17 protein-coding genes and 2 pseudogenes are annotated in these 20,411 nt (G+C 68.0%); 13 read left to right on the top strand and 6 right to left on the bottom strand.

From position 1 onward, the window contains the following. Positions 1-188 precede the first annotated feature (188 nt). The gene (locus ACFC96_RS42720; protein ID WP_376617899.1) at positions 189-485 is read left to right on the top strand and encodes a hypothetical protein; all 297 of its coding nucleotides are present in this window, start codon (positions 189-191) and stop codon (positions 483-485) included. Between the two features lie 4 nt (positions 486-489). Continuing rightward, positions 490-2,085, top strand: a complete 1,596-nt coding sequence (locus ACFC96_RS42725) for a transporter (protein ID WP_376617900.1) — start codon at positions 490-492, stop codon at positions 2,083-2,085. On the opposite strand, the gene ACFC96_RS42730 is transcribed toward ACFC96_RS42725, so the two are convergent. Next, complete coding sequence (locus ACFC96_RS42730) at positions 2,078-4,219, bottom strand: SpoIIE family protein phosphatase (RefSeq protein WP_376617902.1); 2,142 nt, start codon at positions 4,217-4,219, stop codon at positions 2,078-2,080. The two genes, ACFC96_RS42725 and ACFC96_RS42730, sit on opposite strands and share 8 nt — an antisense overlap. A gap of 174 nt (positions 4,220-4,393) precedes the next feature. On the opposite strand from ACFC96_RS42730, the gene ACFC96_RS42735 reads away from it, so the two are divergent. The 6 genes and pseudogenes from ACFC96_RS42735 to ACFC96_RS42760 all read left to right on the top strand — a co-directional run. Further along, positions 4,394-4,612, top strand: coding sequence for a hypothetical protein (locus ACFC96_RS42735; protein WP_376617904.1), 219 nt, complete (start codon positions 4,394-4,396; stop codon positions 4,610-4,612). Positions 4,613-4,690: 78 nt separating this feature from the next. Further along, complete coding sequence (locus ACFC96_RS42740) at positions 4,691-5,179, top strand: hypothetical protein (protein WP_376617905.1); 489 nt, start codon at positions 4,691-4,693, stop codon at positions 5,177-5,179. Between the two features lie 340 nt (positions 5,180-5,519). Continuing rightward, the gene (locus ACFC96_RS42745) at positions 5,520-5,984 is read left to right on the top strand and encodes a DUF2199 domain-containing protein (RefSeq protein ID WP_376617923.1); all 465 of its coding nucleotides are present in this window, start codon (positions 5,520-5,522) and stop codon (positions 5,982-5,984) included. Positions 5,985-6,040: 56 nt separating this feature from the next. After that, positions 6,041-6,440 (top strand): annotated as a pseudogene (locus tag ACFC96_RS42750) (hypothetical protein); the annotation flags it as partial. Between the two features lie 74 nt (positions 6,441-6,514). Continuing rightward, on the top strand, positions 6,515-7,069 hold the full coding sequence (locus ACFC96_RS42755; protein WP_376617906.1) for a putative immunity protein: 555 nt from the start codon (positions 6,515-6,517) through the stop codon (positions 7,067-7,069). An 83-nt stretch (positions 7,070-7,152) separates the two neighbouring features. Next, positions 7,153-7,837, top strand: a pseudogene (locus ACFC96_RS42760) (IS5 family transposase); the annotation flags it as partial. 139 nt (positions 7,838-7,976) lie between these two features. Here the strand turns inward: ACFC96_RS42760 and ACFC96_RS42765 are convergent. The 3 genes from ACFC96_RS42765 to ACFC96_RS42775 form a co-directional block, all read right to left on the bottom strand. Beyond that, the gene (locus ACFC96_RS42765) at positions 7,977-9,227 is read right to left on the bottom strand and encodes an MFS transporter (RefSeq protein WP_376617908.1); all 1,251 of its coding nucleotides are present in this window, start codon (positions 9,225-9,227) and stop codon (positions 7,977-7,979) included. After that, the gene (locus ACFC96_RS42770; protein WP_376617909.1) at positions 9,224-10,366 is read right to left on the bottom strand and encodes a PLP-dependent cysteine synthase family protein; all 1,143 of its coding nucleotides are present in this window, start codon (positions 10,364-10,366) and stop codon (positions 9,224-9,226) included. The genes ACFC96_RS42765 and ACFC96_RS42770 overlap by 4 nt, the downstream gene beginning before the upstream one ends. A gap of 1,092 nt (positions 10,367-11,458) precedes the next feature. Next, positions 11,459-11,959, bottom strand: a complete 501-nt coding sequence (locus ACFC96_RS42775) for an NUDIX domain-containing protein (RefSeq protein ID WP_376617911.1) — start codon at positions 11,957-11,959, stop codon at positions 11,459-11,461. 596 nt (positions 11,960-12,555) lie between these two features. On the opposite strand from ACFC96_RS42775, the gene ACFC96_RS42780 reads away from it, so the two are divergent. Then, positions 12,556-13,842, top strand: a complete 1,287-nt coding sequence (locus ACFC96_RS42780; RefSeq protein WP_340457839.1) for a serine/threonine-protein kinase — start codon at positions 12,556-12,558, stop codon at positions 13,840-13,842. A gap of 341 nt (positions 13,843-14,183) precedes the next feature. Continuing rightward, positions 14,184-14,387, top strand: a complete 204-nt coding sequence (locus ACFC96_RS42785; RefSeq protein WP_376617913.1) for a hypothetical protein — start codon at positions 14,184-14,186, stop codon at positions 14,385-14,387. Positions 14,388-14,508: 121 nt separating this feature from the next. Here the strand turns inward: ACFC96_RS42785 and ACFC96_RS42790 are convergent, their stop codons facing one another. After that, positions 14,509-15,399 carry an aminoglycoside phosphotransferase family protein gene (locus ACFC96_RS42790; RefSeq protein WP_340458094.1) on the bottom strand — a complete coding sequence of 297 codons (891 nt, stop codon included), beginning with the start codon at positions 15,397-15,399 and terminating at the stop codon, positions 14,509-14,511. Positions 15,400-15,862: 463 nt separating this feature from the next. Here ACFC96_RS42790 and ACFC96_RS42795 point away from each other — a divergent pair, with 463 nt between their 5' ends. From ACFC96_RS42795 to ACFC96_RS42805, 3 genes are all read left to right on the top strand, one after another. Further along, positions 15,863-16,291, top strand: coding sequence for a VOC family protein (locus ACFC96_RS42795; protein WP_376617915.1), 429 nt, complete (start codon positions 15,863-15,865; stop codon positions 16,289-16,291). Positions 16,292-16,984: 693 nt separating this feature from the next. Continuing rightward, positions 16,985-17,437 carry a VOC family protein gene (locus tag ACFC96_RS42800; protein WP_340458091.1) on the top strand — a complete coding sequence of 151 codons (453 nt, stop codon included), beginning with the start codon at positions 16,985-16,987 and terminating at the stop codon, positions 17,435-17,437. Positions 17,438-18,120: 683 nt separating this feature from the next. Beyond that, positions 18,121-18,858: a formylglycine-generating enzyme family protein gene (locus tag ACFC96_RS42805; RefSeq protein WP_376617917.1), complete on the top strand. Its 738-nt coding sequence runs from the start codon at positions 18,121-18,123 to the stop codon at positions 18,856-18,858. 285 nt (positions 18,859-19,143) lie between these two features. On the opposite strand, the gene ACFC96_RS42810 is transcribed toward ACFC96_RS42805, so the two are convergent. After that, complete coding sequence (locus ACFC96_RS42810) at positions 19,144-20,364, bottom strand: metallophosphoesterase (RefSeq protein ID WP_376617919.1); 1,221 nt, start codon at positions 20,362-20,364, stop codon at positions 19,144-19,146. Positions 20,365-20,411 lie beyond the last annotated feature (47 nt).

A 20,411-nucleotide genomic window follows, 5' to 3' on the forward strand; every position in this document is an offset into this window, starting at 1 on the left:
CGGATCCAACGATGATCCGACAGCCCATGACAGTCCGGACGCCCCCGACGCCGTCAAACCTTGCCCGGGTCGCCGAGACCACGTCCTGAACCCCGCACCCTGACGCACAAGAGAGTTCCGTGCACTCCTACTTCGCTCCGAAACCGCCCGATGAGCCAGTAACGGATGTCCCGCCGCAACACGCCGAAATGCTCCGCCGCGCTGTGCACCGAGCCCAGCGGGTGTTCCTTGCCGTCAACGCGGTGCCCCTCGCCGCCGGCATCGTGCTGTCCTGCACCGCCGGGCTCGCCACGGTGCCCGTGCGCGGGCGGTTAACGCTGGGGATCACGTGGGGAATCCTGCAGCTCGGCGTCTTTCTCGGCAGTACCTGGTGGTACGAGAACCGGTCGACACGTGTCTGCGATCCCCTCGAACAATCCCTGGCCTCCGGCATGCCCCCGACCAGGGCCCCGGGCGCTTCTCCGGCCGACGACTCCTGGAGGTGACGCGATGGTCCTGCACCTGAGTTCGGGCGTACACGACCCGATCGGTCCGGCGGCGAGCGGCCCGGTGCTGGTCGCATTCCTCGTCTTCATCGGATTGGCTCTGCTGTGGGTGTTCACCCTGGCGACCCACGACGACCACGCAGAAGGTCTGTACGTCGCGGACCGGTCCCTGTCACCGGTGTTCAACGGCTTCGCCATGGCCGGCGAACAGATCTCGGTCGTCACGCTGTTCGCGACGTCCGGGGCCATCGCCCTGTTCGGCTATGACGGGTTCGCCTCCGCCGTCGACAGCGTCCTCGCCCTCGGTCTGCTGCTGCTCCTGGCTCAGCGGATCCGCGACAGCGGCCGCTACACGCTCGGCGACGTCTTCTCGCTACGGGCCTTCGGGCCGGCGCCACGCATTGCCGCTGCCGTGGTGACGCTCGCGATCACGCTTCCCATGCTGGTGCTCCAGCTTCGGGCCGGCGGCATCATCGCGGCCATGCTGATCGGCTTGTCGACCGATGCCGCACAGGTGCTGTGCACGGTGTTGATGGGCGGACTGGTCGTCTGCTTCGCCGTGGTGGCGGATCTGAAGGGCACCAGCCGCATGCACATGGTCAAGGTCGTCATCACGCTGGTGACGTTCGGGGTGCTCGTGGTGGCGTCCCTGAGAAAGTTCTCGTGGGACGCCGGAACCCTGCTCTCGGCCGCCGTGGACAAGAGCGTGGCGCCCGATGACTATCTGAGCCCAGGGCTGTGGGCGCACATCTCGAGCCTCGTGCCGCTCAACATGATCAGCGATCACATCGTCATGATCTTCGGCACGGCCGCGATGCCCCACCTGATCCTGCGCGTCGCCGCGTCCCGCACCGGGCGCTCGGCACGGCGGTCCATGAGCATCGCCGTGGGACTGACCGGTGCCTACTTCCTCCTCCTGATCGCCACCGGCTTCGCGGCCGCGGCCGTGGTGGGTGGCAGGGACATCGGCCTCGTCGACGGCAACGGGCAAGCGTCCCCCATCCTGCTGGCCTCCGGTGCCCTCGCGAACGGCTCGGTGATGCGCGTCGCTCTGATCACCGCCGTGGCGTCTGCGGCCTTCCTCGTGATCCTGACGACCGTGACGAGCGTGATGTTCGCGGCCGCCGTCTGTCTCGCGCACGACCTGTTCGCCCGCACCGACGGCCGACGCGCCGGCAGCCGTCACGTGCGGGTGCTGCGCCTGGCCCTCGTCGCCCTCGGTGCGGTAGGCCTGACGCTGTCCGCGGCCGCTCACCGGTATTCGGTGGAGTTCCTGGCCATCTTCTCGATGAGCGTCGCGGCGACATGCGTGGCCCCGGTGCTCGTCTACTCCTACTTCTGGCCCGGGTTCAACCGCAGAGGACTGCTGTGGTCCGTCTACGGAGGACTGCTGCTGTGCACCGTCCTCACACTGTTCTCTCCCACCGTGTCCGGATCGGCGTACGCGCTGATGCCGGGGGCGGAATTCAACTGGTACCCGTTCCGCACCCCAGGCCTGGTCTCCGTACCGACGGCGTTCCTCCTGGGGTGGCTCGGCAGCAGGAACCCGGGGCGCAGTCCCGTTCGCGCCGAGAACTTGGCGCAGCAGGGCGTCATCTGAGAATGCCGTCCGCCTCGCCAGGCAGGACCTGTTCCGCCCAGATGACCTTGCCCTCGCGGCTGTGCCGTGTGCCCCAGCGCTCGGCGAGCTGCGCGACCAGCAGCAATCCGCGCCCGCCCTCGTCGAAGGTGCGGGCGTGGCGCAGGTGCGGCGAGGTGCTGTTCGTGTCGAAGACTTCGCAGGTCAGCGTGGACTGAAGGATCAACCGCAGCTGGATCGGGCCCTTGCCGTAGCGGATCGCGTTGGTGACCAACTCGCTGACGATCAGCTCCGTGGCGAAGGACAGCTCCTCCAGCCCCCAAGCGGCGAGCGTCTCGCAGGTGTGGGCGCGGGCGCCGGCGACGGCCGCCGGGTCCGAAGGGAGGTCGAGCGAGGTGACATGGCCGGGGTCGAGGGCCCGCGTCCGCGCCACCAGGAGGGCGACGTCGTCGGAGCGGTTGCTGGGCAGTACGGCGGCCAGCAGCCGGTCACAGATCTCTTCCGGCGTGTCCGGCCCGTCGGTGAGGGCGTCGCACAGCGCGGCGCGCGCGGAGTCGACGTCGCGGCCACGGCTCTGGATGAGGCCGTCGGTGTACAGGGTCAGCAGGCTGCCCTCCGCCAGCTCGAACTGCGTCGTCTCGAAGGGGAGTCCGCCCAGACCCAGGGGCGGGCCGATCGGCATCTCCGGGAAGTCGACCGACCATGTGGCACCAACTCCTGCGGAGCGAGAGGGAGTTGCCACGGCCGGCGCGACATGGCCGGCGCTGGCCAGCGTGCACAGGCGGGACACCGGGTCGTAGACCGCGTACAGGCAGGTGGCGCTCAGCTCGCCGTAGTCCCTCGCTTCCTCACGCTGCAGACGGATGACCACGTCGTCAAGATGCGTGAGAAGTTCGTCGGGCATCAGATCGATGTCCGCGAAGGCCCGGACGGCCGTGCGCAGGCGGCCCATCGTGGCGGCGGCGTGCAGGCCGCGGCCCACGACGTCGCCGACGACGAGGGCGACCCGGGCTCCGGACAACGGGATCACGTCGTACCAGTCACCGCCCACACCCGCCCGGGAACCGCTCGGCAGATAGCGCGACGCCGTGTCGACGGCGGACTGCTCCACCGCGCGCTGCGGCAGCAGACTGCGCTGGAGGGTGAGCGCGGTGCTGCGTTCCTGGCTGTACCGGCGGGCGTTGTCGATGGACACCGCAGCCAGCGCCGCGATCTCCTGCGCCAGCACAAGGTCGTCGTCGTCGAAGGGGGCCGCGGTCCGGCGGCGGAGGAACTGCGCGAGGCCGAGAGTGTTGCCGCGGGCCCGCAGGGGGAGCAGGAGGGCCGAGTGGTGCTCGGACGTGGGCGCCGTGGTGCCGTGCAGGCGCGGCTGTCCCGAGGCCAGGGCGCGCGCTGGTTCCGACTCCGCCGGGAAGGTGTGTGTCCGGCCGACGGCGACCGGCAGGTCCGCGTCGTCGTCCAGCGCTGAACGCTGAGCGATACGACGCAGCACCGGCGTACGCGCCGGAGGGGCCGGCGGATGGGTGTCGCCGTCGTGGAGCAGGGAGTCGAGGAGGTCGACGGTGACGAGGTCGGCGAAGTCCTCGGTGCCGAACACTGCCAGCTCCTCGGCGGTACGGGCGGTGTCGAGAGCCGTCCCGATCCGCCGGCTCGCCTCGTTGGCCAGCAGCAGCCGTCGCTGCAGCCGCCGGTCGCGCTCCTCCTGGTAGGCCGCGACGACCTGCTCCGACCCGCGGTCGATGTACGCGAAGGCCGCCTCGACCAGCCGCATGGCGGCGGCGTTCATCAGTTGCCAGTCGTCGGTGAGCCGGGCGGCCTCGCCCTGGATCAGCTGGATGAGGATCATGTGGGCGAGGCGGTACGAGCGCAGTAGCTGGCTGATTGGCACCCCACGCCGGGCGGCCAGGCGGGCGAGCTCCAGTGCCTCGGGTGGCGCCTCGACCTCCGTCGCGTCGATGCGCTGTTCGAGTAGGTCCATGAACGTGGTGATGTGCGCGGCCGTCTCCTCCAGCGCCAGCGCGGCGAACTCCTCGTGTGCCCACAGCTCGGGCATGTCGACGCGCAGGCGTCGCAGCAGCAGGTCGGCCGACGCCTCCGCCCGCGGTCTGAGCTCCTGAGCCAGACGACGGAGGAAAGCGTCGACATCGATGCCCATAGCGCAAAACGTACCGAAGATCCCGAATTCCCGCCCCTCCAGCGAGGGGGAAGGACGGATCACACGCACAGCGGGGCGGGGACCGCGGACCCGGGAGTGATACAGCGTGCCGACGCCGACGCCTCCGCATGGACTCCGACGACCACCGCAAGCTGACCAGCACCGGATCCAGCAATGTGGAGCGAACGCTGGCGTGCGAAGCAACGGGCGTTCATCGACGCCGGGCGCTGGGACAAGGCCATGAAGATGGACATCGACGAGATCCGCAAACCCTACGGTGACAGGTACGACCCCCACATCAAGGACACGGTCGACAGCCTGGAGAACAACAGGAAGCTCCAGGCCATGCTGAAGCAGAAGGGGTGGAAGGTAGGCTCCGACCTGCTCAAATGACCGATGAGGACGCACCGTGCCCCCTCGACGTCACGGCACAGGTGCGGCTCTGCCCGAGCATGAGGTGACAAGCGAACGATGGACCTGGTATTCGACCCGCCGCACGGCGTGGCCCCGTTGCGGCTCGGCATGACGCTTCAGGAGGCGGTCGCCGCGGCGCCGCGGGAGTGGGGCCAGGCCAGCGTCCTGCGCCGTTCCGAGGACGACGCGATGGCCGAGTGGACGCTGGACCACGTCGGCGTCCAGGCCATGGCCGAGGAGGACGGTGTCGTCGTGACCGCGATCGAGCTGTGGTGGCCCGGTGAGGGCCGTGTCTTCAGCACACGCGTACTGCTCGACGGGGACGAGGTGTTCACCACCCCCGCCCAGGAGGTCTTCGCGCGCGCCGTCAGCCGCGGCTGGCGGGTCGGCACGTCGCAGCCCGAGTACCCCGTGATCCCCGGCGTGTCCCTGGGTTTCACCCGACAGACCTCCCAGGAGGTCGAGCGGGACGCGGACAGGCTGCCACGCTGTGTCACCTCGGTCCTCGTCGGCGCCAAGGATTACTACGACTACCGCTACGAGTGATCGGGGACAGGGGGGTGCGACCCGGGTGAGGCAGAGCGGCCTTGCCCGCCAGCACCACCGCGGACCTGGGCTGCTGCCGCGCGGAGCGGACGAGCTATCGAGCCAGTCCCTCACCGCCCCCGTCGAGCAACTGGTGACTCTGCCCGAGGGCAAGCTCTGGCTTGCTCCTGCAACGCCCTTTAGTTGGCCAGGGTGAGTGCTCTAGCTGGCCCGCAGGGCAGCGGCCAGGACGGGTTCCCGGCCAAGGTGGTGCCTGGGCCCATTACTAAGCTCCATCGCCATGACCAGTGATCTCGGATTCACCTGCCGGCGCTGCGGGGCTCGCCATCCTGAGCTGCCGATGAACTACACGGCTGACGCCCCGGCCGTATGGGATCCGGCCTTCGCCGAATCCGACGACTGCCTGCTCTCAATAGACCAGTGTGTGGTCCGCGGGCAGTACTACTTCGTCAAGGGCCTGCTTGAGATACCGGTCATCGGCAGCGACGAGGTGTTCTCCTGGGGTGTGTGGGTGTCACTCAGCCGCGAGAACTTCTCTCGGCTGGCAGACCTGTGGGACAGGCGCGGCCGTGAGACAGAGAAGCCGCACTTCGGCTGGCTCACCACCGACCTGCCTGCTTATTCGACCACGACCCTCAACCTCAAGACCAACGTCCACATCCGTCCGGTCGGTGAGCGCCCCTACGTCGAGCTCGAGCCCACCGACCATCCCCTCGCCGTCGAACAGCGAACGGGAATCACCATGGACCGCGTGCAGGAGATCGCGGCGGACCTGTTCCACTCCAGCAGGAGCGAGCAGCCATGACGGCTGGCAACTTCGTACAGCTGAGAGCCCAGACGCACCTGCCGGCCTGAGCCGCAGGGCCCAAAGGTTCGTTGAGGCCGAAGCCATCCGCGTTCGCCCGCCCGGCGGACGCGGACAACGTACTGGTCATCTCCCTCGGCTCCGCCTACACGCGCCAACCGGAGTTCTACCGGCAGTGCCTCGCTGCCCTCGGTGACCTGCCCGGCTGGCACGTCGTCCTCCAGATCGGCACGTACACCGGCCCCCGAAGAACTCGGCACCATGAACGCCGACAAGCTCGTGGAACTCGGCGTCGCCCGCCCTGTGCACACAGCTGAAGCCACTGCCGAGGGCTGGCCCGAAAGATACGAATCGACCCTGTCGCAACTTCACGAACTTGGGACCGTGTTGGTCGATGCTCTACGGGATGACCTTGCCAGGGAGTGTCCGGCGGATCATGGACGGAGCCAAGCTTGACGTTTTCGCCCGGACCAAGGAGCTGGGCCTGCTCGCGAGGGTGCCCCGCTCATGGATGTGCGACGATCGCCTTCGTGACGAGCGTGAACGGTGACTTCGACCTGACCATGGACGAATTGCGAGTCGTAGCGCGCTACGTCGCCGAGACAGCGCAGGAAGTTCTCCCGGTGTTCGAGGATGCCAACCTCGGTGACGTCCGACCACGGGCGGCCATCGATGCGGCATGGGAGTTCATCAACGGGGCGCCCAGGACCAAGCTTCAGCGCATCACGTCGATGGACGCTCACCGAGCGGCGAAGGAGACTGCCACTGAAACTGCACGTCTTGCTGCGCAAGCCGCCGGCGATGCCGCATCCGCGGCATACCTGCACCCGATCGCGAAGGCTCACCAAGTGGGCCACATCCTGCGCGCCGCTGCGAATGCGGCACGCATCGCCGAAATCGACGCAGGCGAGGATCCCATGGCCGGGAACAGGGCGATCGAAGAGGCCCGCGAACGAGCCACACCAGCCCTGATCGATATCCTCCAGCGGTACCCTCTCGCGCCGAGCGGCAAGAGCCGCGCTGCGCAGCTCATGAATACTCTGGACACCTCCCTCCGTGGGTCCCCGCAAGCAGGGACTGACTGAACGCACGGATGGCTAGGTTCTGGCCGTGGCAGATCTTGTGACTACCGGGGGCTCTCGCCGTTGGCATGTTCATGGGGCGGTGAGATCTCACGAACGCGGAACGGGCCCGACCGAAGCCGCATCTATCGAAGTCCGTTAGCTGTGGCGGCCGTTGGGCAGGCCACCGCAGGGTCATCAACGGGATCCTGTACCGCAACCGCACGGGGGTGCCATGGCGGGATCTTCCTGCACGCTTCGGAAAGCGGAAGACCGTGTACGAGCGGCACAGGCGCTGGTCGGCGGACGGCGCCTGGGACCGGCTCTTCGCGGCCGTCCTGGCCGATGCCGGCACCGAGGGCCCTATCGACTGGCCGATGGTGAGCGTGGACTCCACCTCCTGCCGGGCCCACCAGCACGCCGCCAGGGCCCACAAAAAACCACCTCGGGTACCGGGAAAAGAGCCAGGCCCCGGCAGCACCGCCCTGATGAGGGACTCGGACGCTCCCGGGGCGGCCTGACGAGCAAGATCCACGTTGTGGAGAGGGCGGGCGCCGCCCACTGGCCTTGCTGAGCACGCCGGTCAGTGGGGCGATGCCCCGCAGCTCATGCCCGTCATGAACGCATCCGAGTCCACCGCCTCGGCGGCGGTCACCCCCGTACCTGGCCGTTGAGCGGACGATTGACAGCCTCAAGAACTCTCGCGCCGTGGCCACCAGGTTCGGCAAACGCGCCTACATCTTCCACGGCACCGTCGCCGTCACCTCCATCCGACTCTGGCTTTGTCCGTGATCCGCCGGACAGGCCCTAAAGATGGAGAGCCTGCTACGCGATCGGGAAGGACGCTGCGGGATCGAGTGCCGCGGCTCCGGTCTCCGCGAGGGTCGCGGAGACCGGAGCCGTAACCGCGGTGTGTCCGCGCTTTCCGCGGTCAGGCCGCCACGAGGTGTTCCGGCACGGGAGCGAGTCGTCCGGTGCGTGCGAGCGCGGCGACCGATGCCGCGCACACCAGGCCGGTGGCGGACAGAATGCCCCAGGTCAGCCAGCGTGCATCGTGCTGCCCGGCAAAGTCCCACAGGGCGCCGGTGGCCAGGTTTCCGAGCGTGATGCCCAGCCCTGACACGGTGTTGTAGAAGCCGTAGTGGGTGGCGACCAGGCGGTTGCCGGACAGCGCGACCACGGTGTCCATTTCGAAGGGGTAGACCATGGCGCTGCCCGCGGCCAGGAGTACCACGGATGTGACGAGGGAGAGCAGTACCGCCGCTGTCATGCCGGGCGGGGTGAGGGCCAGCGGCAGGAAGGCCAGCCCCAGAGCGCCGAGGCCGCGTACCAGGGCCTGCTCTGTGCTCCAGCGGCGCTTGGCCCAGGCGGTGAGGCGCAGTTGTCCGATGACGGCGACGGCGGCGGAGACGACGAAGAGCCCGCTGGTGACCATCGTTGCCTGTGAGCCCAGCGCGTCGGCTGCGGCCAGTGGCAGGGCCAGATACACCTGGAAGGTCAGCACATACGAGCCGATCATGGCGGCGGAGAAGAGGAGGAAGGGCCGGTTGGCCACGACCGTGCGCCACTGGGCGAGGATGCTGCCGCCGGAGTCCGGCCCCGGGTCTCCCCGGCGTGTGGGAAGCGCCCGTCCCTGAAGAATGGTGAGCGCGGCGAAGATGGCGGCGGCAACCGTGCAGACGAGGCGGAAGTCGGCGGCGAGCAGGGCGAGTCCGACGAGAGGGCCGAGCAGCATGCCGGCCTGGTAGTAGACATTGAAGGTGGCGAAGGCGTCGACGCGCCGCTCACCCGACTCGGCGGCCAGGTACGCACGGACGGCCGGGTTGAACAGAGCACCCGCGAAGCCGGTCGCCGCGGACGCGATGACGAGCGCGGGCAGGTTGTCGACCCAGCCGAGCAGAGCGAAGCCGACCGTACGCAGGAGGCAGCCGGCCATGATGGGGATTTTGTAGCCGTAGCGGTCGGCGATGGTGCCGCCGATGAGGAACATGCCCTGTTGGGAGAAGTTGCGTACGCCCAGGACGAGTCCGACGGCCCAGGCGGCGAGCCCGAGTGGGCCGGCGAGGTGGGAGGCGAGGTAGGGCATGAGCATGTAGAAGGCGAGGTTGATGGCGAACTGGTTGGCCATCAGCAGCTGTACGGCGGGTGGGAAGGAGCGTGTTTGTTGCCAGAGTTGCTTCATCGGTCGGCTCCCGCGAGTCCGGGCGCGGAGGTGTCGCTGGGGGTGGATGGGTCGGTGATCCGGGTGCAGCGTGTCCAGCGTGTGACTGCTCGCTCTTGTGGGTGCTGGATGAGGTCGGGGTCGTCGGCGGGGAGGTGGTTCAGGAGGTCGTGTTCGCGGCAGTAGGCGTCGTCGAAGACGGTGCCGACGTAGCGTTGTGGGCCGTCGGGGAAGACGGTGACGATGCGGTTTTCGGCGGGCAGGGTGCGGGCCAGCCAGCGGGCGACGAGGGCCACGGCTCCGACGCTCCAGCCGCCGGTGGCGTAGTGGTGGCGGGCGAGGGTGCGGGCGGCCCAGACGGCTTCGGGTGCCGCGACCCAGTGGACTTCGTCGAAGAGTCCGTAGGCGACGTTGCGGGGGTAGATGCTGCTGCCCAGTCCGCGCATGAGCCGGGATGCTGCGGGTTGTCCGAAGATGGTCGAGCCGGTGGTGTCGACGCCGACGACGCGCAGGTGTGGGAAGTACTGGCGCAGGACGGAGGCGATACCGGCGGAGTGTCCGCCGGTGCCGACGGAGACGACCAGGGTGTCGATGCGGCCGAGTTGGGCGACGAGTTCGCGGGCCAGTGATGCGTACGCGGCTACGTTGTCGGGGTTGTTGTACTGGTCGGGGCACCAGGCATCGGGGTGTACGGCGAGGAGTTCTTCGACGCGGTGGCGGCGGGCTTGCTGCCAGCCGCCGGTGGGGTGCGGGGTGTCGACGAGTTCGATGTCGGCTCCGTAGGCGGTGAGCAGTCCCGTCATGAGGGGTTCCATGCCGGGGTCGGTGACGACGGTGACGGGGTGGCCGAAGGCGGCTCCGGCGAGGGCCAGGCCGAGGCCGAGGGTGCCGGAGGTGGATTCGACGATCCGTGCGCCGGGGAGCAGCTGGCCTCGGGCGTGTGCTGCCTGGACCATGTGCAGGGCGGTGCGGTCCTTGATGCCACCGGGGTTGTGGCCTTCGAGTTTGGTCCAGAATCCGCGTCCTTGTGCGGTGAAGGGTGCGCCGATCCATAGGACGGGTGTGTCGCCGACCAGGCCGGCGGGGCTGTGGGCCGGTCGTTTGGTGTCGGTCAGGAGCTGGGCGGGCGAGTCGGGGACAAAGGTGTGGGTGGGGTGCATGACGTGCGTCTCCTATGCCCAGGGGCGTGAGTGTGGGGCCCTGGGCGCGGGTCGAGGGAGAGGGGACGTGAGCTGGGATCCCGCGGTGTTGGTCTGAAGGCGCGGGTCAGCGCAGGATCACGTCCGCCAGACGCCGAGGCGGGCGCGTGCAGAAGCACTTGAAGAGGCGCCGGAGCTGGGTGGTCCGTCGGCGGGAGAGTACGCGCGAGCCGGCGGCGCGAGGCTCGTTGCGAGGGGCAGCGTCTCCGGGTCCGGGTCGGGATGCTGGTGGGCGGAGAGGTCTCGTGCTGCTTGGGCCGGCTCGTCCAGTGCCCAGCAGTGGCTTTCGCTTCCGGGGGTCGGGACGGACGGTCCGTCAGACGCTCGATGGGTGTTGCCCGGTTGCTGCAGGCACGCAGCTTGGACGGATGCGAACGTGTCCGGTTGGCCGGCGGGTGCTGGTGTGGCCCCGTGCGCGCAGGCCAGGACATGAACCAGGGTGGCGATGAGCAGGAGGAGGACCGCCCCGGTGCTCAATCCGGGACGGTGACTCCGAGGTACCGGACACAACGCCATAAGTGCAAAGAGTAGTCACCTGATCACTTAAAGTTCCTGTTAGGAGTGGATGGGCAGCCTGTTCAGGGGTGACAGGAAAGGGCCTCGTCTGCTTGCGCACACGGGCTGGAGCAGAGACGAGCGCGGAGGCGACTCTCGTCGCTGTTCACCGCATCGGATGAATACGCGCACTGGTTGGCCTCAGGCGGATACCGGAGCCTGCCGCATTCCGGTTGTCCTTGCGGGCAAGAAGGCAGTACACCGACCTCCAGGCCCAATGCCGGCAACTGGAGGAACGGCCGAAGATCTATCCGACCGCTGCCAACCTGTGGCTCTGGAGAACGCCGCCCTGACCGGACATGACGCCGACGCAGCCGAGATCCGTGTCCTGCCCCGCCACCACCGCCCGGTCTCCGGAGGTGAGACGGAGCGAGCTGGGGGTCGTCAATCCGGCACCCTGGTCAAGGGGGTTTCTGGACCGCGAAGCATGACAACTGTCGTCAGATTCGCATCGTTCCCGACGTCTGCCGCGCTTGTTGCAAGCAAAGGCGGGCAAGGTCAGGACTGCGCAGTCCGGAACGCGCGATACCGGATGAAGGTTTCGTGGCTGTCGGGAGTGAAGCGCCACTCCAGCAGGGCCGACCGCAGCTCCGGCTCCGTCAGCCAGTCATGCCAGGCGACCTCATCGGGATCAGGGACCACGGCATCCGGCACCACGGCTTCGTGCAGGCCGAGCCAGTGAGGGCTCAATCCGCTGCGGTTGATGAACGTGAACAGCAAGCGCGGCAGCACACGAATGCCCAGCTCTTCGGCCAACTCCCGTGCGGCGGCCTGTTCATAGGACTCACCGACACTCACCGCTCCACCGACCACGACCTCGTAGAGCCCGGGGAAGCGTGACAGCTGCTCCGACCGCCGGTGAACGAGGATCCGCCCGCGCTCATCACGACACGCCGTGACGGCGACCCGGTGCAGCCACCCCTCCCGGATGGCCTGCCGACGGCTGACCACCCCCAGGACACGATCTCGATTGTCGACACGCTCCACCAGTTCGTCCACGACGCGCACCCTGGCAGAGCCCACTGACAACGCCGCTTCCCGGCAATTCGCGGAACCGGACCAAGACCACCTGCACCAGGAGGCGTCAGCAGTTGATGGCTTCAACAACCCACTTGCTGCACGAGACGTACTCGCCTGCGCGGATGAGCCGGGGTTTCGTCGCGCAGTGCAGGGACTGTGAACTCTCCCGCGTCACGAAATCGCCTGCACTACGGTCGAGTTGGACGTAGTCGTGTGCGCGTTACGGAGGGAGCCGGGTGGCGAAGGGGCCGGTGACCGAGCGGGGGGTGCTGACCGCTCCGGCCGTTGTATGGGATGCCGCAGTACGGCAGGCCGAGGTGATCGGGCCTCTTGCCGAGGTGGCCAGGGTGGGGCTGGTGGAAACCGCGCGCGAGCGGCACTCGACGGCATCGGCCCGCAGCCGGGGACGCGCCGGGCATGGAAGGCTGATCCGAATCAAGGCGGCTGTCTTGGCGAACGCCCCTGCCGTTTGGCAGGTTTCTGGATAACGGCCATGGCGCCCTCGCGGCCACGTCATGATCACATCGCGCCGATTCGCCAGCAGCAGGTACAGCAAAGTTCGAAAAGGGGGAAGCATGACGGTGCGAGACCAACTCCTCGGCGGCCGTTACCGGTTGGTGCGGCAGCTCGGCGAAGGCGGAATGGGCCAAGTATGGGAGGCACTGGACGAAACGCTGGGTCGGCCCGTCGCGGTCAAGGTGATCTCCCTGCTCTCCGGTGGCGGAAGCCACGGCGACGAGGCACGCGCCAGGTTCCTGCGCGAGGCACGAATCACCGCCCAACTGCAGCACCCCAACATCGTCACCATCCACGACCTCGGCGAGACCGGCGTGGGAAGCGAACGGGTCCCGTTCCTGGTCATGGAGCTGGTCCGAGGCGAGGGTCTGGACACGATGCTGCGCCGAGGCGCCGTAACCCTGCCGGACGCGGCCCGATGGGGCGCGCAGATAGGTGACGCCCTTGCTGACGCGCACAACGCCGGAATCATGCACCGGGACATCAAGCCGTCCAACATCCTCATCACGCCGTCCAGAACCGTGAAGGTCCTCGACTTCGGCATCGCGAGGGCGGCCGACCCCTACGCGACCGCGGACCGACTCACCCAGACCGGCTTCATCGTCGGCACACCGCCCTACATGGCCCCCGAACAAGCACGCGGCTTCCCGGAACCACGCAGCGACCTGTACGCCCTCGGCTGCCTCCTCTTCGAGCTGATCACAGGCCGACTGCCGTTCCAGGCCCCCGACACCGTGGGCTACCTCACGGCGCACCTCACCCAGGAACCCCCCACTCCCAGCTCGGTGTCCCCGGACATCTCACCCGCCTGGGACGACCTCGTGCTCACCCTGCTGCGCAAGGAGCCCGACAAGCGGTACCCGAACGCCGCCGCCCTCGCCCAGGCGCTACATCAACTCGACCTCACCCACGCCGCCGGACCAAGCCGCGTCTCCCCACCAACCGAGTCCCGTGCCGCGCTCCTCGCCCGGCTCGCCACCGCCATGCAGGCAGCCCACGATGTCACCGCGACCCGCATCGCTCTGCCGCTCAGAGCAACACGGCTTCGACAGACCGACGACGAAGCCCCGCCCTTGATCGCCGACGTGGCCGAGACCTTGACTGGCATCCCGCCGACTCGCCCTGCCAGCCGCGAGCGGAGCACGCCCCGCGCGCCCCACGCGAAGACCAAGAGGAAGGTTGCACCGTCGACTACGACAGGGAACACCACCGCCACCTCCCGACCGCAGGACGTCCCTTTTTTGAGGACAACCTCTGGATGCATTTTCGGGACGCTGGTAGGCATCTTCATCTTCGTTGGGGTGATAGCTCTTATCGAGATTTTGTTGGGCAACGGCTCCCGATAATCGGCGGACCGCGACCGCGGTCGCCACATGCTCACCGGCCATCCCCTCCAGCGTCGGCCACCGCCCGGAGAGCGGTCCCCGTCGCGGCTCAACGATCGATTGTGCGCTGGCAACGGCAGGCGGAAGCAGCGTCGGCGACCAAGTCAACAGTTCCCGGAACGGGCCGTCCGATCAGCAACGGGCCATGTGCGGGGGACTACAGACGTTCGTGCCGGCGACTTCGGATATTGACACCAGGATCTGATCTCGGTCGTGGCGGAACTGCGTAAGCGCGGGATCGGCTTCCAGCCGCTGCACGAACCCCTCCACACGACCACGCCCGGCGAGCGCCGGCCTTCCACGTGTTCGCCGCCCTGGCGAAGTTCATCCGCGAACTGATCACGCAGGACACCCACGAGGTCTGGCGGCGGCGTGTGCTCTCTCGGGAACGGATCGGCCGCCCGCAGGCCATGACGGAAAATCAGGTCAGTCATGCCCGCGGCCTGCTGACGGATGCGGAGAACGCGATCGTCTCGATTGCCGATGTTCCGTCTCAGCCGATCTGATCCCTGTCCCAAAAGATCTGGCCCGATTCGCTCGTCGTCTCAGATGATCTGTCCCGCTGGTGCTGCGGGCGGTGGGGGCGGCAAGCGATCGTCTCCATCACGGCCTACGATCGGGGCTACATCACCCCATCGATTCCAGAATGCGGCCGAGTGTCCGGCGCCCCATTCCGCTCATCGTCGGATTGCTCTCGACGTAGTACCAGACCACACCCATCGCCTGTTGGAACGCCCATGCCTTGCCGCGCTCCCACTCCAGATCGTCACAGACCAGTGTCCGCCGGAGCAATTCCCGCGGGCCCGGCTGCAACAGGTGCCAGGCACTGACCAGATCCAGCGCGGGGTCGGCCGGGCCGAAGCCGCCGGTGTCGAGCACGCCGCAGAGCCGGCCTCCCGCGACCAGTACATTGCCAGGAATCAAGTCACCATGGCTCATCACGTCGGCACCCGTGCGCGGCAACTCCCGAAAATGGCTCCACACCTGGCGCAGCCGGGGCACGTCGAGCAGCCCCTTGCTCTCCTCGAAGCACTTCGTCATCCAATCGTCGTGATGAGCGAGAACGCCGCCACGACCCCCGCCGCTGAAACGCCGCCCCCGTGTCTTGGTCTCCCGGAGGGCTGCGATGAAGGCCGCAAGGTCCTCGGCAAAAGCGTCCGACCCACTCGGGTCGGCATCGAAGGCGACCGTTCCCGGCAGCCATGTCTGGACCGACCACGGCATGGGGTAACCCGCTCCAGGCTTTCCCAAAGCGACGGGTTCCGGGGCAGGGAACCGAGACACCTGTGCCAGCTCCGCGCTCGCCTGGGCTTCCTGCTCCAGAATCGCCAGCGTCTCGGCAGCATCGGCCAGACACAGCGGGAAACGTGCAGACAGGTCGTTCCCGATGCGGAAGATGGCATTGACCGTCCCGGTCGACGAGACGAGTTGGATCTCCTTGTCGCTCCACTGAGGGAACTGTTCTTGGATCAAGGTCGCCACGATTTCGGTGGTCACGTCCACTTGGTCATCGTGCATCGTCACATCGTCAATCTCGCAAGCTCTTCCACTAGTCCAATAATCCAACCGAAACGCCGGAAGCAGACCAGATCAACTGAGACGACAGCCAGTATCCATACGCCAGAGTCCAGAGCAACGGAAATTTTCGACCACCCAGGCGTCTCAACCGTTCTGGTCGCCCCAGGTCACAGCCGCAACTTCGGACCAGATCACTTGAGAGGGGACAGCCGCTGCTCCCCAACTGCCGCCGGGCCACGGTGGAGTCGCCGAGGCACAACGGCGTTGCCTCATACCGTGATTGACCACTAGGGTCGGTTTCGTGACTGCCGGGTCGGCCATGGGCCATTCACGCGTGAGGTTCCCGGCCTCGGCGTGAGCGAGAGGCGGGCGAGAGGCCCGCCCCCTTCTCCGCGTCTTTGCATCGGTGCCCGCATGCGGCGCCCCATCCCAGCGAATCCAAAGACCCGGAGACACACCACTGATGTCATACGACCAGCAGCACCCGAACGAATCCGAGCTGTCGGCGACCGCCGTCCAGCTGAACCACACCGCCATCTACGCCAGGGACCGGCACCTGTCGGCCGAGTTCATCGCCACGATCCTGGGGCTGAAGGTCGGCGCTCCGTTCGGGCCCTTCCTGCCCGTCGACCTCGGTAACGGCGTGACTCTCGACTACTACGAGAAGCGGGACGAGCCGATCCAGTCGCAGCACTACGCATTCCTCGTGCCCGACGCGCAGTTCGACGCCATGATCGCCCGCCTGGAGGCGGTTGGGGTCACTTACTACGCCGACCCCAGCTACACCGAATCCGGCCAGATCAATCGTCTTTTCGGCGGTCGCGGCGCGTACTTCGAGGACCCGGACGGCCACAATATGGAGATCATGACCCGGCCCTACATCCGTCCCTAGCAGACCGCCTGGCGGCGGGTCCGCCGACCCCTCCTCGCCGACTGGTCTTCACCTTGGAAGCCCGGGGCAAACGCCTGGGCCTGCGGGGTGGTGAGCCACTTGGCGAGGACCTCTTGACCTGAACGCCGCCGGGAACGGTGATGTACTCCTCGCCCTTGAAGTGGCCTTTCGGAATGAGGTACATCCGGAGGCCACTTCCACGCGGCAGCGCGGGGCAGCGTCAACGCCGCGCCGGAGCCGGTGAGGAAAGGCAAGGCGATCAAGGTGAACGGCAACCTCACTCGCGCGGACTGGGTGAAGCACACGTACACGGGTTGCGGCAGCCAGTACGTCAAGCTCTAGTCCCGCAAGGCAGGCAGTACGGCCTACACCACCGTCAAGACGGTGGTGTAGGCGAGCGCCACCGGTGCCCTCACCATCACCATTACGGCGTCCATGGACGGCATCTGGCGCTGGGCGTTCGGCGGCACGTCCACCACCGGCACTCGCGTGTCCGGCGGCGACTACGTCGACGGGCGCCGCTGACCAGTGCCCGTGCCGGCGGCCCCGCCCGCGCCGCCGGCACGGGCTCGATGGCAGCGAAGGGCCCGGCGGCCGGCACGACTGGCTCCCCTCCCGGCCGTGTTCATTCGTGCCCACGGACATCCACCCACCACTATGGAAGGAAGCATCCGATTCGCCTGGAGGCCTTGCATGCACCGTGATGGTTTTCCTGCCCCAGATTCCGGGCTCCTCCTCACTCACTTTCTGACGGTGGCCGACGTAGCCCGATCTCGCGCCTTCTACACCGACGTTCTCGGCGGTGAGGTGGTGCTCGAGGAGAACCCCTGCACCATCAAGCTCGGCAACGGATGGATCATCATGAACCCTGGCGGCGGCCCCACCCCGGACAAGCCAGACGTCACCCTGCGCCCGCCTACCGACCCGAGCACGGTCAGCAGCTTCCTCAACCTCCGCGTCGCCGACATCGAGGCATGTCACCGAGAGTGGAGTGCGAAGGGCGCCGAATTCCTTACGCCACCCATCGATCGCAAGGCCGAGCTGCGGTGCTACCTGCGGGACCCGGACGGCTATCTCATCGAAGTCGGGCAGGCCACCGGCATGCTGAACGGCGTCTACGCCGACCCGCCCGCCGGTACCAGCTAAATCCTTGGCCGGGGAATCGACCTGCTGCTCGTCGGCCAGCAGACTGCGTCCAAGACCTGATCCTGGCGGTGGTTGTGGGACGTCGACCGAGTGTGTTCGTCCGGCCGGTGAGCAGGGAGGCGGGCCGCAGGCTGCAGTGGATCAGCCGGCACGCGAAGGGCCCGGTGAAACTCCGCCAGGCGATCGTGGTGCTGATGTCCGCTCAGGGTCAGACGGTGAAGGACATCACCAGGCGGTGCAGGTTGGGGATGACCTCGTCCGCGAGGTCATCCGTGCCTTGAACGCGCGGGGTTCGACGCGTTGGACCGATTACCCGGCCAAGCCAGCGTGAGAAGCCGCTAGATGCGCAGTGGATGCGACGCGTTGCTCCGGTCGGGCCCCCAGTCGAGTGCCACATGGGGCCAGCGGCGTTCGTGGGCTGAGCCCGGCGGGCGATTGACGGAGTAGGACGAGAGCCGCGGGGCGCGTCGTTTTGGGCAAGAGTACGCATGGTGTCGGCGGACACATGAAGATGGCCGGTCTGGTACACGCGAACATGCACCGCTCGGCATGCCGGAGCACAGCCTGTCCGTGGCCCGATGCCCTGGTTCCAAGGTCGCTGTCGAGATGGGTCCATCGGCCGATGCCCGCCCCGACCACCGAGGTGATCATGAGGGTTGTCCGCTGCGAGCCGAGGAGGAGCCATGCGGGTGGAGCAGGTGAACTGGGTCGAGGTCCCGGCCGGGTTGCTGCGTCGGGGTACGCCGGTCCACGAGGTGGCGGCAGTGGCCCGCCACTATGCGGACACCGGGGTGCCGGTGGAGTGGTACATGAAGGAAGCCCCGCGCACGGAGATTCACGTCCAGGCGTTCCGGATCGCCCGTACACCGGTCACGGTCGGCCAGTGGACAAGCTTCGCGGCGGCCACCGGCCGACCGGTCCCGCAGGCGCCGGCGGACCACCCGGTCATCGGGGTCGCCTGGGAGGCGGCGACGGCTTACTGCCGGTGGCTCGGGGAACGGCTCGGTGGCCACGAGGTGCGGCTGCCCACGGAGGACGAGTGGGAACGCGCCGCGCGGGGCGACGACGGCCGCGAGTTCCCATGGGGTGAGGAGTACCGCACCGGCCTGGCCAATCTGGTGGACCTCGGTATCGGCACCACGACGCCAGTCGGTTCGTTCCCCCAGGGCGCCAGCCCTTTCGGGGTACTGGACATGGCGGGTAACGCCGACGAGTGGACCTCTACGCTCTACGCCCCCTACCCTGGCGCGCCCGCCGAGGTGCCGAGCACCGAGGACTGGGCCTTCGACCGGCACATCACCCGAGGCGGCGCGTTCCGCCACGGCCGGGACCTGGCCCGGTGCGCCCGCCGGCACGGCGCCTACGAGCCGGATCTTGAAGCGATCGGCGTGGGCTTCCGCCTGGCGGCACCAGCCGCGTAGAACCGGACGCCGTGCCGGCATCACATGACGGACAGCATCTCCTCAAGACTGTGCATCTTTGGCTGCACTGATCTATGCACATTCCGGTGTACGCCGACAAATAGCACCCTGGCACCAGCTTGAGTCACGGCGCCGTCGGCGAACGGCATGGCCTCCACCAGCCCCCGCTGCTGACCCTCAACAGCTACCGCGTTCTCGCCACCCGGGGAACCAGGGGTACCCGCCTCTATGCCACCGACCGCGGCAGCCAAGCCCGTTCGTTTCCGAACGCCGGACCGCTTCGTGTCATCGCATGGGGGGCCGCTGCGGGGAGCGGAGTACGAGCAGGGTGATCTCGCTGGGGGCGAAGATGCGGAACGGTGGGCCCCAGAAACCGGTGCCGCGGCTGGTGTAGAGGAGGGTGCGGTCGCCGTGGCGGCTGAGGCCGGCGAGGGCGGGCTGGTCGATGCGGACGAGGTGGTGGAAGGGCCAGATCTGGCCGCCGTGGGTGTGGCCGGAGAGTTGGAGATCGACTCCGCCTGCAGCGGCCTGGTCGATGAACTTGGGCTGGTGGGCCAAGAGCAGGACGGGCAGCTCGGGGTCTGCACCGTTCAGGGCTCCGGAGAGGTGAGCGCGGTGGCCGGCCAGGCCGGAGGACTCGGCGGTGACGTCATCCACGCCGGCGACGACGAGGGTGTCGCCGCCGCGTTCGAGCAGCAGATGACGGTTGCGCAGCGGCTCCCAGCCCAGCTCGTCCATCAGGTCGACCCATCCCTGGGCCTCGCTGTAGTACTCGTGGTTCCCGGTGACGTAGACCCGGGCCCGGGTGGCCTGCACGGTGGCGAGCGGAGCGGCTTGGGCACGGCGGCGTTCGGCCGTGCCGTCCGCGATGTCCCCGGTGTGGCAGACCAGATCGGCCTCCAGGGTGTTCACCGTCGCACAGACCCGCGCCGACCAGCGGGCGCGGTCGAGCGGGCCATAGTGGGTGTCGGTGATGAGGGCGACGCGAGTGCCGTCCAATCCGGCTCCCAGGCGCGGGAGTTGCACGTCGAGCCGACGCACCCGCGGCACCCGGCGGGCCTCGACATACCCCCAGGCGAGCAGCACGGCGGCTACGCCCAGGACCGCCCAAGTGACGATCCGGGCCCGGCTCTGACCATCGCCTGCGCCGGCCACGGTCAGGGCGAGGCGCAGCAGGACGCCGAGCAGGACGGACCAGGTGAACAGGACCCAGCTGGCCCCAAGGAGGCTGTCTCCGATGATCGCCGCCCAGTCCTGCTGCCGCCGGCCGTGGCCGCGCATCATCGCGAGCGGCATACCGATCAGACCGAGGACGAACAGGGCGGTGCCGCCCAGCGCCACGGGGAGCGGCCAGTGCTGGCCGGCGTGCAGCAGCACCCAGCAGGGCACGGCCCACAGCAGGATGGGGGCGATCAAAGGGATGTAGCGCATCAGGCGGCGCAGTCGGCTCTGCTGGGGCGCTTGCGCCACACCGTCCGCGGATCGGGCCTCGCTGGTGTCGGTCACGCTTCCCCTCCTCAAGTAACCAGACTGTCGAAACGCGCACTGTATCC

Source organism: Streptomyces sp. NPDC055955, assembly GCF_042270245.1.
GTDB lineage: Bacteria > Actinomycetota > Actinomycetes > Streptomycetales > Streptomycetaceae > Streptomyces.